A 17534-nucleotide genomic window follows, 5' to 3' on the forward strand; every position below is an offset into this window, starting at 1 on the left:
ATGGCAAACACCATCAAAATAAAGGCGGCAGACGGCTCAGACGTAGAGTTTGTGAATGACATGATTGGCCAGGGCGGCATGAAAGATGTTTACTTCAGCCCTGATAAATCTTATGTAGTAGCCTTCTTCAGGGATAAACAGGATGCGGTGGCCAAGGATCGTCTCCTCACCATTACCGGCACCTTTTATGACCGCATCTTTAAACAGGCCGGCGGCGATTATTGGAAAGACCTCTATTGCTGGCCCACCAAAGTAGTAGAATGGAATGGACGCCTCGGCATTGTAGCCCCCACCTATCAGAAACATTTCTTCTTTCAGACCGGATCGCGCAACAATGATTTCCTGCAGATCAAAGGCAAGGAAAAAGAAGGCAAATGGTTTGCCAGCGCTTTTCACCAGAATAAAAACCTCGACCCTTCAGAGAAAGGCGATTGGTATAAATATTTCCTCATTGGCATTACCATCAGCCGCGGCGTAAAACGTATGCATGCTGCCGGACTGGCTCACTCCGATCTTTCTTACAAGAATGTATTGATAGATCCTGTCACTGGCCGGGCTGCCATTATTGATATTGACGGGCTGGTGGTGCCCGGCAAATACCCGCCCGATGTGTTGGGTACACCCGATTTTATTGCGCCCGAGGTATTGGCCACCAGGCACCTGCCCAAGGAAGACAAGAGCAGGAAGTTTCCGGGTATTCCTACCGACAGGCACGCCCTGGCTGTCATGATCTACATGTACCTGCTGCGGCGCCATCCCTTGCGGGGAGGAAAAGTGCACGATGCAGATGCCCAGAAAGACGAAGAGCTGTCCATGGGCTCCAAAGCATTGTTTATTGAACACCCTACCGATAAGACCAACAGGCCCAAACTAAGTCAGGTAAAGCCGAGTTACCTGCCCTGGGCCGATACCGATAAATTGCCTTATACCATTACCGGTCCTTACCTGAAGCAGCTTTTTGACAGGGCATTCATCGACGGACTGCACAATCCCGCCATGCGTCCAACAGCCGATGAGTGGGAAAATGCCCTGGTGAGATCAGTTGATCTCATGCAGCCTTGTCAGAACAAGTCCTGCGAAATGAAATGGTACGTATTTGACAATACCACCGCGCCGAAATGTCCTTTCTGTGGTACGCCTTACCGCGGACAGCTGCCTGTACTGAATCTCTATTCTAAAAATCCAAAAGGGATGTTTAGCTTTGAAAATCACAGGCTCATGGTGTACAGCAACCAATACATCTATCAGTGGCATATCAATAAGAACATTTCACCCAACGAGCGCTTAACAGCCGATCAGAAAAAGCCCGTAGGTTATTTTGTATTCCACAATGATAAATGGGTGCTGGTCAACCAGGCTATTCCCGGTTTGAAGGATATGGATACAGACCAGGAAGTTCCAATCGGGCAAATGCTGGAGATAAAAGATGCACAAAAGATCCTCCTGTCTAAAGAAGAGGGCGGGCGATTGATCATCGTACAAATGGTAAACAATTAAAATCAGAATACAACATGAATCACATGATCCAGGAAATTCTCAACAACCCGTGGGCTGCATTGGCGGTGGTTGGGAATCTTATTGTTATTGAAAGCTTGCTGTCGGTCGATAATGCCGCTGTACTGGCTACCATGGTGATGGACCTGCCAAAGGAACAAAGAAGCAGGGCCCTGAAGTATGGCATTATTGGCGCGTATGTTTTCCGCGGTATTTGCTTATTACTCGCTGCATATATCATTACAATATGGTGGCTCAAACCTCTCGGTGGTTTATACCTCCTTTACCTCGTATGGGATTGGTGGAAAGGCAAACAAACACCCGAAAAAGAAGATGATACCCTCGATAAAAAAAGCAATTGGCTTTACAAAGTCACCGTGGGAGCCCTGGGCAACTTCTGGGCAACCGTAGCCCTGGTAGAGATCATGGACCTGGCTTTCTCCATCGACAATGTATTTGCTGCAGTAGCATTTTCTGATAATATCATACTCATTTGGGTGGGTGTATTTATTGGTATCCTGGCTATGCGGTTTGTGGCACAGGGCTTTGTAAAGCTTATGGAGAAATATGCGTTCCTGGAAGCTGCCGCCTTTATTGTAATTGCCATCTTAGGTATTAAGCTCATGCTTTCTTTGTATGAACATTTCGTACCCGAATCACCATTCAGTAAGTTCCTGGGTAGCCATGCTGCCGATTGGGGTGTATCTATCCTTACGATCAGCATATTCGTTATCCCCATTATTTATACTACCCTGTTTGGTAAAAAGAAACAGGAACCAGGCGTATAAGAGGAAGTAAGATAAAAATTAAGTAATAGTATATACTAAAAGAAAAGGGTGGGTCGCCTTCCAAAGGCGGCTCACCCTTTTCCCTTTTACTGATGTTATCACCCTTGTTTGTTTCGAACGAAGCGTAGCGTAGTGAGAAATCTGCTGTCGAAGCAAAACTTGTCCCGCTCTGCGGGACGGCTCGCAGCTCTTTTAAGGTTGCCTATTCACAAAAAAAAGTGGAACATCTATTGTAGATGCTCCACTTTTTTTAAAACAAAAAACCAGCTTATTATTTGATCTTGCTTACTACAGTTTCTTCTACATAGCTACGGTTCCTGTTGATCTTGTACACTTCGGCCTGATTGTTCTTCTTTGCTTTTACTTCCACACTTAATACGTTATCGCCAATCTCTTCAATGTTCAACATGAACTTCTTCGAAATGCTGGTTCCTTTTACTTTACCGCTGTACAGCACATTGCCAAAATCATCACGGAAAGTGATAGTAAATTCATCTTCTTCTTTGTTGTTCAGGTTCAGTTGGAAAACCGGTTGGTTTTCATAATGACCAATGAACTTCAGTTCTATAGCAGAAGCAATTTTTTCTTTTTCGTTGTTTGCCAGCGCGCTGGTAGAGAAAGATAAAGTGAAAGCTACTAAGGCGATTGCCAAAATTCCATAATTCCTCATAATCGTTTTCATAATGTATATTTTAAAAGTTTTTAAAACAGTGCTGTAAGCTTCGTATGGGATGGGCAATCGGGCAGGCAGGCAATGTAGAAGAAAAAGTAGGAGTTCGTTACTCCTGTAAACAACACCAGGATGGTGTGTTCTTTATTTCATGATGCAAACATACAGCGGCATTATCCACCCCAAAAACCAAATAAAGGGCCGTTTCAGTATCGTAAACCCATTTTTTAAAACAGCGAATGAGCCATAGGCGCGGGTTACAGGCAAAAGTCAACATGATCCCCAACCTCATTTTGGGGTAGAAAATAATCCAAAATAGCCCCCTTTTTTCCTTTTTCTTAACAATTTCGACATATACGGACCCAATTTCAAGGATATAGGTACAGCTAAATCAGGTATGTCAATTAATTATAATCACTCCCGGAATGCCTGCTTCCGAGCTTCTCCTTGCCTTCTCTGTTGTCTCATTGTTCTTGTTGCCTCGATGCCTTTGTTGCCTCGATGCCTTGTTGCCTTTATACCTCTTACCCCTCAATTTTAATGTCACCCTTCTATGATCTAACTCACTGGTCCCCGGGGTCTGTTTCTTGATAATCCTCAAGAATATTTCCCATTCCGGGTCTCTAAAGTGCGTAGTTACACGTAACCTTGAAATAAATTCCCAAAACGATACAATTTTATCCATACAATACTAGTTATATGTTTATATATAGGGGAAATATGAATGTATTTTAGGTTATTTCCTATATTAAAAAAGACAACTAATTTCACGCGCAAAGCATTTTGACCAGTAAATCCAATATCTATCCAAAAACCGTAAAAGATTATTTTAAAACCAATACTATGACACTAACCCCTACACTATTCAGGCAATTACAGCCTCCATTTCATCCGGTGTTTAATAACTGTCTTCAAACAAGCGCCTATAGCCACGGGCAACGTCCTGGCATATATGGATCTCTTGCAGGGCAGTAATGCACAAAACACTATCCCCCTGTAATCAATAACCTAATCATTACTTACCGGTGCTGCCGGTAACGGATTGCGTGGCTATCCCACCCCGGTGGTATAGCATAGTAATAGATTTCGATTATTGAATAAACTCTATACCGTATGGCTTCAGCATCAGGATTTATTCACCCTTTATTTTCATTAAGGGAAACACGTTGTAAGAGATTATTAACTGTGTTGTTTTGCATGCTTGTGTGTACCCTCGGGTTCCACACAGGTGTTTCGGCATTTGCACCAGGCGCAGGTCACCCGCCAGGCGTGCCCGACCTTACACACCCTGATTCTAAGTTGACCATCGTAAAGAACAACTCTGTTGCCAACAACATCGACCAGAACATCGTAAAAGCCCATGTGGTAGATGAATTTGGTAATCCCGTAGCCGGTGTTGATATCGTGATCGTATCCTCCAGTGGAGGATTTACACCCATTTATACCACCAACGCCAGCGGGGATGCCAATGTACCATTTCCCAGTCTGATCGTTGGTACTGTATCCATTCAGGCTTATGTTAATGGAGATCCTTTTATTCACGGCAGCCCAGCCGTTACTTATTTTGTGGCAGCGCCACCTACCGTTAATACACCTACGACCAGGTTATCCGTATTAACGACCAATGCCATTGCCAACAACAGCGCTACCAATAGCGTACGCGCACATATTACCGACGCATATGGCCATCCCATTGCCGGTCAAACCATCGCATTTTCCATTGCCTCCGGAATCGCCAGTTTTGTGGGGCCTTCCTCACTGACAACCGATGCCAACGGTAATGCCGACATATCATTGATCAGTACCATCGCAGGTAATGTAAATATTACTGCGACCATGAACGGTATTAATATCCCGAATGGTAGCCCTGCTACCGTAACCTTTGTGGCCGACGTTCCGCAAACCAATAATCCCCTCACCGCATTGAGCGTTGTTACCAACAATGCTGTCGCCAATGGTATTGCAACCAACAGCGTAAAAGCCCATGTGGTAGATGCCAACGGCAATATCGTTGCCAACCAGCCAGTCGTATTCACCATTTTCAGTGGTACAGCTAATTTTGTGGGTTCCACTACTGTAAATACCGATGCCAGTGGCAATGCCGTTATCGCACTCAACAGTACCGTTGCCGGAAATGTAAAAATTACAGCCAGGGTCAATGGTGTCTTTATTATTTATGGCAGCCCCGCCAATGTGACCTTTACCGCCGGTCCTCCTGATGTAACTGCTGCCAGCACTGGCTTACTTGTTATCACCAATAATGCCATAGCCAATGGCGCCGCCACCAATAGCGTGAGAGCCCGTATCAGGGATATCAACGGTAATGCTGTAGCCAATGCTACCGTTGTATTCAATATCCTGAGCGGTACCGGCACCATTGTGGGTAGCAGTACCGTTACTACCAATGCAAGCGGATTTGCCGATATCAATATTACCAGCCTGGTAGCCGGAAATGTGAGTATTACTGCCACCGTGAATGGCGTACCCCTTGTAAATGGAAGCCCTGCTGTAGTGAGATTTGTGGCTGATGCACCCGCTGTTGCCAATCCGGGTACTGCCCTTAGCGTAGTGACCAACAATGCCCTGGCCAATGGTGCAGCCACCAACAGGGTAAAAGCACATATTGTTGATGCCAATGGCAACCCCGTAGCCAATGCAACCATTGTATTTACGATCGCCAGCGGTACCGCCAACTTTGCTATCCCGGCTTCCACCACCACCAATGCCAGTGGGGATGCCTTCGTTAATCTCAACAGCAACCTGGCGGGGAATGTAACTATTACAGCCACCGTCAATGGCGTGGCCATTGTCAATGGCAGTCCCCTAACCATTACATTCGTGGCCGATGCGCCCGCTGTCAACAACCCGGCTACTGCACTCAGTGTAGTGACCAACAATGCCGTGGCCAATAATACAGCTACAAATAGTGTAAAAGCACATATTGTAGATGCCAGTGGCAACCCCGTTCCCAACGCCACCGTCGTATTCAATATCTTCAGTGGTACCGCCACTTTTGCCAGCCCTGCTACCGTAACTACCAATGCCAGCGGCGATGCCATTGTTACACTTAAGAGTAATGTGGTAGGATCGGTGAGAATAACAGCTACTGTAAATGGCGTTACCATCCTCAATGGCAGCCCGGCCATTGTAGTTTTTGTGGTAGATGTGCCATCTGTAACCAATCCGGCTACCGCTTTAAGCGTAGTCACCAACAATGCCGTGGCCAATAATATTGCCACCAATAGTGTAAAGGCACATATTGTAGATGCCGGCGGCAACCCTGTTCCCAATGCAACCATTGTATTCACCATAGCCACTGGAACGGCCACCTTCGCCAGCCCCGCTACCGTTACTACCAACGCCAGCGGCGATGCCGTGGTAACCCTGAAGAGCACCGTAGCCGGTTCTGTTACCATCACAGCTACCGTCAATGGTACCCCCATTACCAATGGAAGTCCTGCCACCGTCATCTTTGTGGCAGATGTACCTTCCATCGCCAATCCGGCCACTGCCCTCAGTGTAGTACAAAATGATGCGTTGGCGAATAATACAGCTACCAATAGTGTGAAGGCCCATATAGCAGACGCCCAGGGCAACCCGGTGGCCAATGCTACCGTGCTGTTCTATATATACAGTGGTACCGCTACTTTCGCCAGTCCCGCTTCCGTAACCACCGATGCGAATGGTAATGCTACCGTTACCTTGAAAAGCAATGTGGTAGGATCCGTAAATATTACCGCTACTGTCAATGGCACCGTCATTCTTAATGGTAGTCCGGCCATCGTTCGCTTTGTGGTGGACGTACCGGCAGTAACCAACCCGGCTACCGCCCTCAGTGTAGTCACCAACAATGCCATAGCCAACGGTACTGCTACCAACAGCGTAAAAGCACACATCGTTGATGCTAACGGTAATCCTGTTCCCAACGCCACCATCGTATTTACCATAGCCAGCGGCGCAGCCAACTTCGCCAGCCCGGCCTCCGTTACCACCAACGCCAGCGGCGACGCCGTGGTAACCCTCAACAGTACCATTGTTGGTTCCGTTGATATCACCGCTACGGTCAATGGTACACCCATTGTCAATGGTAGTCCCGCCACCGTCAACTTTGTGGTGGATGTGCCTGCCGTTACCAATCCGGCCACCAAACTGACCGTTGTGCTGAATTATGCTGTGGCCAATGGATTTGCTGTCAACAGCGTGAAAGCACATATAGAAGACGCCCAGGGCAATCCTGTGCCCAACGCCCTGATCCGGTTCATCAGGGCCAACGGTACAGCCACCTTTACCAGTCCGCCCCTTATCACTACCGACCTCGATGGTGATGCCACCGTTACACTGAGCAGTACCGTGGTGGGCGCTGTAGATATTACAGCTACCGTCAATGGTGTAGCCATTGTTAATGGAAGCCCTGCTACCGTGTTCTTTGTAGCCGATGTACCAGCCGTAACCAATCCTGCTACCGCTTTAAGTGTAGTGACCGATAATGCCATAGCCAATAATACTGCTACCAACAGTGTAAAAGCACATATAGCAGATGCCAATGGCAATCCTGTTCCCAATGCAACAGTGGTGTTTACCATCGCCACCGGTACCGCCACTTTCACCAGTCCGGTTACAGTGACCACCGATGCCAATGGTGATGCCGTGGTGGCACTGAAGAGTGGAGTAGTGGGTACCGTTACCATCACCGCCACCGTAGAGGGTACCCCCATCGTTAATGGAAGCCCCGTTGCCGTGAAATTTGTAGCCGATGTTCCTGCTATAGCTAATCCGGCCACCGCCTTAAGCGTAGTCACCAACAACGCCCTGGCCAACAATACCGCTACCAACAGCGTAAAAGCACATATTGCAGATGCCAGCGGCAACCCTGTTGCCAATGCTACTGTGGTATTCCATATTTACAGCGGCACTGCCACATTTGCCAGCCCTGCCACCGTTACCACCGATGTAAATGGTGATGCCATCGTCACATTGACCAGTACAGTGGCCGGCTCTGTAAATATTACCGCTACCGTCAATGGTAACGTGATCCTTAACGGAAGTCCTGCCATTGTGATCTTTAAAGCCGATGCACCTGCTACCGGTAATCCTGCTACCGCATTAAGTGTGGTAGACGACAACCGCGTGGCCAATAATACCGCCCTCAACAGCGTGAAAGCGCATATAGCAGATGCCAATGGCAACCCTGTACAAGGTGCTTCCATTGTATTCATCATCACTGGTGGTACTGCTGCTACCGCTGCATTCACCGATGTTAATCCGATCCTGACCGATGCCAGTGGCAATGCCATCATGCACCTGAAGAGCCCCGTTACAGGTACTGTAATTATCACTGCTACTGTCAATGGTAACCCCATTACCAATGGCAGCCCCGTTACCGTCACCTTTGTGGCCGATGTGCCTTCCGTTGGAAACCCTGCTACCGCACTCACTGTGGTCGATAACAACAGGGTAGCCAACAATGCCGCTCTCAACAGCGTAAAAGCCCATATCGTAGATGCGGGCGGCAATCCTGTGCCTGGTGCTGCCATCATATTTACCATCACGGGTGGTACAGCCACTACTGCAGCATTTACCGATGCCAACCCGATCACGACCGATGCCAATGGCGATGCCATCATGCACATTAAGAGTCCCCTGGTCGGTACCGTCATCATCACCGCTACCGTAAATGGCAACCCCATTACCAATGGCAGCCCTGCTACCGTAATCTTTGTAGCCGATATTCCCGTGGTGGGCAACCCTGCTACCGCACTCAGTGTAGTCGATGACAACCGCGTAGCCAATAATACAGCACTCAACAGCGTAAAAGCACATATCGTAGATGGCAATGGTAACCCTGTTCCGGGAGCCATCATAGTATTTACCATCACAGGTGGTACTGCCAGCAGCGGAGCTACATTGAACGATGCCAATCCCATCACTACTGATGCCAATGGCGATGCCATCATGCACCTGAAGAGTACCGCTGCAGGTACCGTCACCATCACCGCCACCGTAAATGGTGTTGCCATTACCAATGGCAGCCCTGCTACCGTGACCTTTGTGGCCGATGTGCCTTCCGGAGCCAATCCTGCTACCGCCCTCAGCGTAGTGATCCCCAGTGCCGTGGCCAATGGCACAGCCGTTACCAGTGTGAAAGCACATGTGGCAGATGCCAATGGCAACCCTGTGAAAGGCGCTGCCGTACAGTTTACCATTGCCACCGGTGCAGCCAACATCGTAGAGACCAACCCTGTGATCACTGATGCCAATGGCGATGCTGTGATCACCCTCAACAGCACAGTTGTAGGTGCAGTTACCATTACCGCTACAGCCGGTGGTACACCGATCACCAACGGAAGTCCTGCTACCGTCACCTTCACCGTAGATGTGCCGGCTGTTACCAATCCGGCTACCGCCCTCAGCGTGGTAGTAACCGGTGTAGTAGCTGATGGTGTAGCCCTCAATAAAGTAAAAGCACATATTGAAGACGCCCAGGGCAATCCTGTTCCTGGTGCAACCATAGAATTTACCATCGCTACCGGTACAGCCCAGTTTGATGGACCGGCTACCATGACCACCGATGCCAATGGAGATGCCATCATATCCCTCAAGAGTACAGTGGCTGGTACAGTTACCGTTACCGCTAAGGTCAATGGTACTGCCATTGTGAACGGCAGCCCGGCCATCGTAACCTTTGTGGCAGGACCTCCTGATCCGGGCAATACTGCTACTGCCCTGATCGTAGCTACCAATAATGCCCTCGCCAATGGTACCGCTACCAACAGCGTAAAAGCACATGTGGTGGATGCCAATGGCAACCCCGTACCCAATGCAACCATTGAGTTTGCGATCGCCGGCGGTACAGGCGCCTTCGTAGGTAGTACAACCATTACCACCGATGCCAATGGAGATGCCACCATCACCCTTACCAGTACCGTAGCTGGTACCGTGGACATCACCGCTACCGTCAATGGTGTGGCCATCATCAACAACAGCCCTGCCACGGTAACCTTCACCACCGAGCCCGATGTGAACATTGCCGACACAAGACTCATTGTGCTCTCCAATGACGCCATCGCCGATGGCGTAGAGACCAACAGCGTGAAAGCCCATGTGGTGGATGCTACCGGCACTCCGCTCAACCTGAAAGAAGTATTCTTCAAAATAGAATCCGGCGACGCTACCGTATTGACCATACAGCCTGTGCTGACCGATGCCAATGGAGATGCTACCATCCTGCTGGCCAGTAAAACGGCAGGCGCTGTATCTGTAACAGCCAAAGTGGGTGATAAGCAGATCATCAATGGCAGCCCGGCCAAATTGCGGTTCGTGCCCATTGATATCTATGTTCCGAAGATATTCACCCCCAACAACGATGGACAGAACGATATCGTGAAGCCTATCGTAGTGGGTATTACCACCTTCCATTATTTCAACATCTACAACCGTTGGGGCAACCTGGTATTTACGACCAAGGATCCGAATGTAGGATGGGATGGACGATTTAAAGGTGTATTACAACCAGTGGAAACATACATGTGGATTGCCGAAGGATTGGACAAAGACAAAAAGAAAATTACCCGCAGAGGTATGATATCACTGGTGCGGTAAATAAAAAGTTAGCAACAGGTTCAATGAAGATATTATCCGATATACAATTTAAAACCATGGCCAAATGAAAATGATTTGGTTCCTACTATGCGGTATTTTATTGGCGGGGATCGCCCAGGCCCAGGAGATCAACTTTTCCCGGGTGCAGGATATGGCGATCTGGTACAACCAGTCCCTCAAGACCGATAAACAAAGCAGTATTAAACTGAACTACCGCAACGTACAGTACGGCGGTATCATCGCCTACAACAGCATCAGCGCGATGGTAGATATGCCATTGCTCTCCAAGGCTAAGAAAGAAGCGCCCAACAGCGGGGGCTATTTCAGCGCCAGCGCCGGAGCCGCATCGGATAAATCAAACCAGGGTATCCTCAACAATACATTGGGACTGCTGGGTATATCCTATGCCGTACCCATCGGATCTAATGAGACCTATGCCGCCATCGGCTTCCAGGGCGTTTATTACCAAAGTAACCTCAATGTTCACGGCGGCTCCCTCTTTGCCGACCAATACGATAAATACGGACCAGTGGATGGAATGGCCAGTGCCGACCGGATGGCCGCCGGATGGTCGTATGGATATTTTAATATGAACGCCGGTATCTCAGTTTTCAATAATTCAGCGTTTAATAAGTGGTACCTGGGCGCATCAGTCATGCATGTCAATAAACCCTATACCGACAAGGCCAAATCAAAGGAGTTCAAATTGTCACAGTTAGTAGGGATACAGGGAGGATACAGGTTTGTGACAGGGCAGGATGATGATGAAGTAGGTTTTTATGCTTCTATGAACTGGCAGGGCAGAGCATACAAGCATTTCTTTAATGGCACCTATTCCACCCCCATTAAGAAGATGCCTGGTACCGCCGTTGGAGCGGGATTGGGCTACCGTTATGAAGATGCCCTTGTGCCCAATATAGAATTGAGATATATGAAACTGATCCTGGGGATCTCTTATGATATTAATATCTCCGGTATCAGTGCATCAGGAATAAAACGTAATGGACTAGAGTTAGCAGTAAGACTGGATTTTTAAAACCTTACCCAACACTACCTATGTCATAACCCTTGAAAATCAATAACCAATGAAAAAGGTATTAGTCTGTATGGCGGTGTGCCTGGTGCTGGCCGCAAAAGCCGCCCTGGCGCAGGAGGTGGAAAGAGAATGGGACAACCGATGGTTCATTTCTCCCCTCACTAAATTCCAGGTACAGGAGTTTGGAATGCTGGAGAAAAACAAACACGGTTACCTCAGCAATGCCAATGAACTGCCCATCATGGATAAGATCAATGCCTCCTTCGCAGCTTCAGCCTACAAAAATATTGCAGGCAGGTTGTCTTTTAGCGTGGACATTGGTCTTAGCTACGGACATGTTACCAGCAAGGAAAAATTGATAGCTACCACAGAAGCTCAAACCTATAATTTGCTCAATGCAACTTTGTACTATCACTTGTTAAGCCACCGCTACCGTCTCCAGCCCTTTGTTTCCGTGGGTATCAATAACCTGATCAATGATTCTTCTTATACCAGCGTACCCATTGGGGTGGGATTGAAATTCAATGCCAAAAAGATCATGATCATGGGACAGGCAGCATATGGTTATTCAGTGAGTAAGAACATTGCCAATACCCTCATGTACTCTGTGGGTATGTACCTGCCAATTAACAACAAGAAGAAGAAAAAAGCCGATAAAGAAAAAGCGGCTGCTGCGGCGGCTGCCGACTCAGCCAAAAAAGCCCAGGAAGAGCTCCTTGCTAAAAAGACCGATACATCCAAAGCCAATGGCCAGTCAATTGTCAATAACTTTTACATCAACGTAAATGTAGACTCCCTGCTCAATGCGCGGGCTGGCAACAACAACGGTTCCAATGGTAACCCGAACGGCAACGGTGTAAATGGCAACACCAATGGCTTCCCCAACAACGGCAACCCGAACGGCCTCCCTGGCAATGGTAATCCAAATGACTGGGCCGGGCGCGAAAATGGAAAAGCCGATTATGGCGATTCCCTGGCAGGCGGTAAAACAGGACAGGCATTTGACCTGATCGACTTCCAGGTGGATACCGTCAACGGCAAACCGGCACTCAAATTCATAACTTATTTCTACTATAAGGATTATTCACTTACTTCCAGGGCATTCGGTACCATCGACAAAGTGATTGCCCAGGTGAAACGTGATCCTAAGAAAGTAGTAGAGATCAAGGGATATACCGATAATGTGGGTTCTACTGAGTATAACAACTACTTGTCCATGCGCAGGGCGCAGATGGCCTTCGACTACATGAACAGCAGAGGTGTTCCTGCCGACAGGATGATTGTGAGCTATTATGGTAAAGAATACCCTGTAGCTGAGAATACCCCGGCCAATGCATGGCTCAACCGCCGCGTGGAACTGGTTATTCACGACAAAGATTAACCTCCAGAAATAATTGGATAAAAGATGTGCACTAACATAGGGGTCCGCCAGGACCCCTTTTTTCTTTATACGAACCAAGCCTTGTCTTTCTCCTACCGTTAGTCAGACTGCCGACTGCCGACTGCCGACTGCCGACTGCCGACTGCCGACTGCCGACTCACGACTTACTACTCAAACTCCGCCACAAATAAAACACCAGGTAACTTTCCCAGCCCTTAAAGCGCTTGAACAATTTATCGATGCCTACCGTATCTTTTTTGTCTTTGATCAGCGCATGATTCAGCAATGCATTCAGGAGACCCACATCCCCATAGGGGATCGCCTGCAATTGCTTCAGCGTTTTCATCAGCGCATAATTGGCCGTCCATATCCCAATACCCCGGATGGCCGTGAGCAGTGCCACCTGTGCCTCATAAGAAGCACATTGCCGCACCATTTCCTGGCTGATGCTGCCTTCCGCAAACATTTTCGACACCAGCAACAGGTATTCCGCCTTTCGTTCAGAGAATTGCTGCTTCCGCAGATCTGCTACTGTTGCATATTGTAAGACCTCAGGCCGGGGGAATATATAGAGCGACTGGCCGTTCACTTCCAGTTTTTGGCCGTATTGCTCCACCATCCGGCGTTTAAGCGTATAGGCAAAGGTGAGGTTGATCTGCTGGCCAATGATGCTCCAGCAAAGCGCTTCATACAGGTCATGTATGCTGATGAGGCGAAACCCGGCAAAGTCCTTCGCCATATAACCCAGCGTTTTGTTTTTCTCCAGCAACCCATAAAAAGGAGTAATATCCCTATCCAGGTCAAACCACTCCATAATATATTGTATCAATGCTGCTTCCGGGAAGTTATCACCCCCTCCATGGTTAAGGTCCACCAGCAGGTGTTGCTCATCGGCCCGTAGCGTGAAAGCAATGTTTTCTCCATTGATACAGATTGCTTTAGACAATTGCCCCGGTTCAATATGATGCAAACAGTCGTCATAGTTCCGGTTCAGGAACCACAAACACTCCTCAAAACTGAACAGCGCCGGTTTGCGCATCTTCAAGGTCTTCATCCGCCAAATGTAAGCAACAGTCCCAAACCTCTTCACCTGATTCTTGCGGAAATGGCCCACTCCCTGCCCGCCATTTGCCACTGGATCGGTTATTTTAACAATTAGTCTACACCCTCTATAGGATTTTCCAAATAATTCCCTTTATATTTGTAACTATAAAATTGTCCTCCCAAAAATGTCATTGCATAACCCATACAAAAATTGTTGTTGCTGTTGTTGTCAACATGCCAGGGTTATTGGGGGGGGCGATAGCCATTGGTAGATACTGAATAGTTAATATTCAACATATTATAAGCTCCACCATCGTGTGGGGCTTTTTTTATTTCTATACCGTTCAATGCAAATTGAACACTAACAACAATACTGAACCGATGCCATTGCTAACATCAGAACACGTTGATGAGCGATTACTGGAGAGTGTCCGTTTACTCAACAGTAAAATAGGGAATACACCCTTATACCCCATTACCAAACTATTTGCAAAACCCAATGTGACCATCTATGCCAAGCAGGAATGGAAACAATTATCCGGCAGTGTAAAAGCCCGCGCAGGCTATAATATATTCAAAGCAGCCATTGAAAAAGGACAATTGACAAGAGAAAAGACCTTGCTCGATGCTACCAGCGGCAATACCGGAATTGCTTATGCCTCCGTAGGCAGCAACCTCCATGTACCCGTCACCCTTTGCCTGCCCGAAAATGCTTCCAAAGAGAGAAAGGAAATATTACAATCACTGGGCGCCCGCATCATTTTTACCTCCCGGTTTGAAGGAACAGATGGCGCACAGGCCGCTGCAAAGGAACTCGCCCTGGCCCATCCCGGTAAATACTTTTATGCCGATCAATATAAGAACGACAATAACTGGAAAGCCCATTACCACGGCACGGCACTCGAAATAGTGCAGGACCTGCCAGCCATCACCCACTTTGTAGCCGGACTGGGTACCAGTGGCACTTTTGTAGGTACAGGCAGGCGCTTAAGGGAGTTGAATCCTGCTATTCACCTTACCTCCCTGCAACCCGATAATCCTTTACACGGCATGGAAGGCTGGAAGCATATGGAAACAGCCGTAGTGCCCACCATTTATGATACTTCCGTTGCCGATGAAAACCTCGAAGTAGCCACCGAAGAAGCCTACGAAATGATAAAGGCTGCCTGGAAATATGAGCAGCTCTTATTGAGCCCTTCTGCTGCAGCCAACCTGGCAGGCGCTATTAAAGTAGCAGAAAAACTGGAAGCCGGTAATATCGTTACCGTGTTTCCCGACAATGCAGATAAATACAGCGAAGTAATTAATAAACTCATTTCGAGATGATCACTTTACAACCAGCAGCAAAGGAATTATTATTAAATGATGCCGTACAGGCTTTCCCCGATGAATGTTGCGGATTCCTGTTTGGAGAAGAGGATCCGGAGGGCAACAGGACCATCAGTAAGATTCAAGTGGTGATCAATGCCAAAGAAGGCGATAAGCGCAGGAGGTTTGTGATTGCCCCACTGGATTATATCAGGGCTGAGCAGTATGCCGATGAGAACAACCTGTTGCTATTGGGTGTGTACCATTCACATCCCAATCACCCGGCCATTCCATCCGAGCATGACCGGGTGGCTGCACAGCCTTATTTCTCCTACATCATTGTATCCGTACTCGAAGGAAAGATCGGGCCGCTGCGTTCCTGGCGATTGAATGAAGAAGCCCAATTCGAAGAAGAGACCGTAGCAATTGAACAAACCATAAGTAGCTAAACTTCGCATTAATCTGCGATTCATTATAAACAACAAATAACATCAACGATCATGGCAACAGTAATTATTCCTACACCATTACGAAAGTTCACCAACAATACCGCCCGGCTTGATATCCAGGCCGATACCATCGACAAAACAGTTAGCGAATTAACACTTAACTTTCCGGAACTAAAGAAGCACCTGCTCGATGATAAAGGGCAGATCCGGTCCTTTGTCAACATCTTTGTGGGCAATGATGATATCCGCGACCTGCAACAAGGACAAACCGCTGTTAAAGCAGATACCGTCATCAGTATTGTACCTGCCATCGCCGGCGGCAGCCGCTAACAGCTAAAGGCTAACAGCTAATACCTAACTTTTCAATCATGCAACAATGAGCACTCATTCAACGATAACCTTTTCCAAAGAAGAATTGGCCCGTTACAACAGGCATATTATTATTCCTGAATTTGGCCTCGAAGCCCAGCAAAAACTCAAAGCAGCCAAAGTATTGATCGTTGGCTCCGGCGGTTTGGGCAGCCCGGCATTATTGTACCTCGCAGCAGCCGGTATAGGCACTATTGGTATTGTGGATTTTGATGTGGTAGACGATAGCAACCTTCAGCGCCAGGTGCTGTTTGGTGTGGAATCTGTAGGCAAACCAAAAGTGGAAGCTGCCAAAGCCAGGCTCGAAGCCCTCAATCCTCATATCAACATCATATTACACAATACCCAGCTCACTTCCCAGAATGCACTGGATATACTAAAAGACTATGACCTCGTAGCGGATGGAACTGATAATTTCCCTACCCGCTACCTCGTCAATGATGCAGCCGTCCTGTTGGGTAAGCCCAATATCTATGCATCCATCTTCCAGTTTGAAGGACAGGTATCCGTATTCAACTACCGCAATAAGGAAGGCGTATTAGGACCCAATTACCGCGATCTGTATCCTACGCCGCCGCCGCCCGGCCTCGTGCCCAGTTGCGCAGAAGGTGGTGTGCTGGGTGTGTTGCCTGGTATCATTGGCAGCCTGCAGGCACTGGAGGTGATCAAAGTAATTACCGGTGTCGGTGAACCACTGGCCGGCCGTTTCTATATTTTTGATGCCCTCACTTTTGAAAGCCGCACCTTCAACATCTCCCGCCGTGATGATAATCCCCTCAATGGGAAGAATCCTTCCATCACAGCCCTCATCGACTACGAACAATTCTGCGGTATGAAAGCCGTGGAGAAGCCCATTAAAGAAATTACCGCCACAGAACTGTACGACTGGCAGGTAAAAGGCGAGCCGTTCCAGCTCATCGATGTGCGCGAGCAGCATGAGTATGATTTTGTGAATATCGGCGCCGAATTGATACCCCTGGCAACCGTAGCTGCCCATGCCGACAGGTTCAGCCGCGATACCAAAGTAGTAGTGCATTGTAAGATGGGTGGCCGCAGCGCCAAAGCCATCCGGGAGCTGGAAGAGAAGTTTGGCTTTACCAACCTCTACAACCTCAAGGGAGGTATCCTGGGCTATATTGATGAGGTAAAACCGGAGCTTTCAAAGTATTGATAGTCAGTTAAATAGACCCGTTTACGACGGGATGACCGATAGATGAGATAGTTTTAGGCCGATCGTATGCATCCTCCTGGTTGGTAGGCTGCCTGCAATCGGCCTTTTTAGTGGCCTGTGGAAGGCCTGTTCCTCCTCTTTAGATTCGGGCATCCTGGGGTCATCCTAGGGTTTTCTTAGGGTATTTCTCAGGTAATTGTTGGGTAAAAAACTTAGGATAACCCT

11 protein-coding genes are annotated in these 17534 nt (G+C 48.0%); 9 read left to right on the forward strand and 2 right to left on the reverse strand.

Annotated elements, in window-relative coordinates:
• Together D3H65_RS28940 and D3H65_RS28945 are read left to right on the forward strand one after the other, a co-directional pair.
• Positions 1–1497, forward strand: a complete 1497-nt coding sequence (locus tag D3H65_RS28940) for a helix-hairpin-helix domain-containing protein (protein ID WP_119053638.1) — start codon at positions 1–3, stop codon at positions 1495–1497.
• 14 nt (positions 1498–1511) lie between these two features.
• Entirely contained in the window at positions 1512–2282 is a 771-nt protein-coding gene (locus D3H65_RS28945; RefSeq protein ID WP_119053639.1) for a TerC family protein, read from the forward strand.
• A gap of 271 nt (positions 2283–2553) precedes the next feature.
• Here D3H65_RS28945 and D3H65_RS28950 read toward each other — a convergent pair whose 3' ends face one another.
• Positions 2554–2964, reverse strand: a complete 411-nt coding sequence (locus D3H65_RS28950; protein ID WP_119053640.1) for a hypothetical protein — start codon at positions 2962–2964, stop codon at positions 2554–2556.
• Positions 2965–4149: 1185 nt separating this feature from the next.
• Between D3H65_RS28950 and D3H65_RS28960 the strand changes: the two genes are divergently transcribed.
• The 3 genes from D3H65_RS28960 to D3H65_RS28970 all read left to right on the forward strand — a co-directional run bounded on the left by D3H65_RS28960 (position 4150) and on the right by D3H65_RS28970 (position 12968).
• Positions 4150–10551, forward strand: a complete 6402-nt coding sequence (locus D3H65_RS28960; RefSeq protein ID WP_162915869.1) for an Ig-like domain-containing protein — start codon at positions 4150–4152, stop codon at positions 10549–10551.
• A 64-nt stretch (positions 10552–10615) separates the two neighbouring features.
• On the forward strand, positions 10616–11587 hold the full coding sequence (locus D3H65_RS28965) for a type IX secretion system membrane protein PorP/SprF (RefSeq protein WP_119053643.1): 972 nt from the start codon (positions 10616–10618) through the stop codon (positions 11585–11587).
• Positions 11588–11636: 49 nt separating this feature from the next.
• On the forward strand, positions 11637–12968 hold the full coding sequence (locus D3H65_RS28970; RefSeq protein WP_119053644.1) for an OmpA family protein: 1332 nt from the start codon (positions 11637–11639) through the stop codon (positions 12966–12968).
• Between the two features lie 157 nt (positions 12969–13125).
• On the opposite strand, the gene D3H65_RS28975 is transcribed toward D3H65_RS28970, so the two are convergent.
• On the reverse strand, positions 13126–14022 hold the full coding sequence (locus D3H65_RS28975; RefSeq protein WP_162915870.1) for a DNA-3-methyladenine glycosylase family protein: 897 nt from the start codon (positions 14020–14022) through the stop codon (positions 13126–13128).
• 371 nt (positions 14023–14393) lie between these two features.
• Here D3H65_RS28975 and D3H65_RS28980 point away from each other — a divergent pair, with 371 nt between their 5' ends.
• From D3H65_RS28980 to moeB, 4 genes are read left to right on the forward strand one after another with little or no spacing between them, the layout of a single operon-like run.
• The gene (locus tag D3H65_RS28980; protein WP_119053646.1) at positions 14394–15338 is read left to right on the forward strand and encodes a PLP-dependent cysteine synthase family protein; all 945 of its coding nucleotides are present in this window, start codon (positions 14394–14396) and stop codon (positions 15336–15338) included.
• The gene (locus tag D3H65_RS28985; RefSeq protein ID WP_119053647.1) at positions 15335–15769 is read left to right on the forward strand and encodes a Mov34/MPN/PAD-1 family protein; all 435 of its coding nucleotides are present in this window, start codon (positions 15335–15337) and stop codon (positions 15767–15769) included. The genes D3H65_RS28980 and D3H65_RS28985 overlap by 4 nt, the downstream gene beginning before the upstream one ends.
• Positions 15770–15820: 51 nt before the next feature.
• Positions 15821–16099 (forward strand): MoaD/ThiS family protein, encoded by a 279-nt coding sequence (locus D3H65_RS28990; protein ID WP_119053648.1) that lies wholly within the window; start codon positions 15821–15823, stop codon positions 16097–16099.
• Positions 16100–16145: 46 nt separating this feature from the next.
• Positions 16146–17309, forward strand: a complete 1164-nt coding sequence (moeB, locus tag D3H65_RS28995) for a molybdopterin-synthase adenylyltransferase MoeB (RefSeq protein ID WP_119053649.1) — start codon at positions 16146–16148, stop codon at positions 17307–17309.
• Positions 17310–17534 lie beyond the last annotated feature (225 nt).

Origin of the sequence: Paraflavitalea soli, from assembly GCF_003555545.1 — a bacterium.
Lineage (GTDB): Bacteria > Bacteroidota > Bacteroidia > Chitinophagales > Chitinophagaceae > Paraflavitalea > Paraflavitalea soli.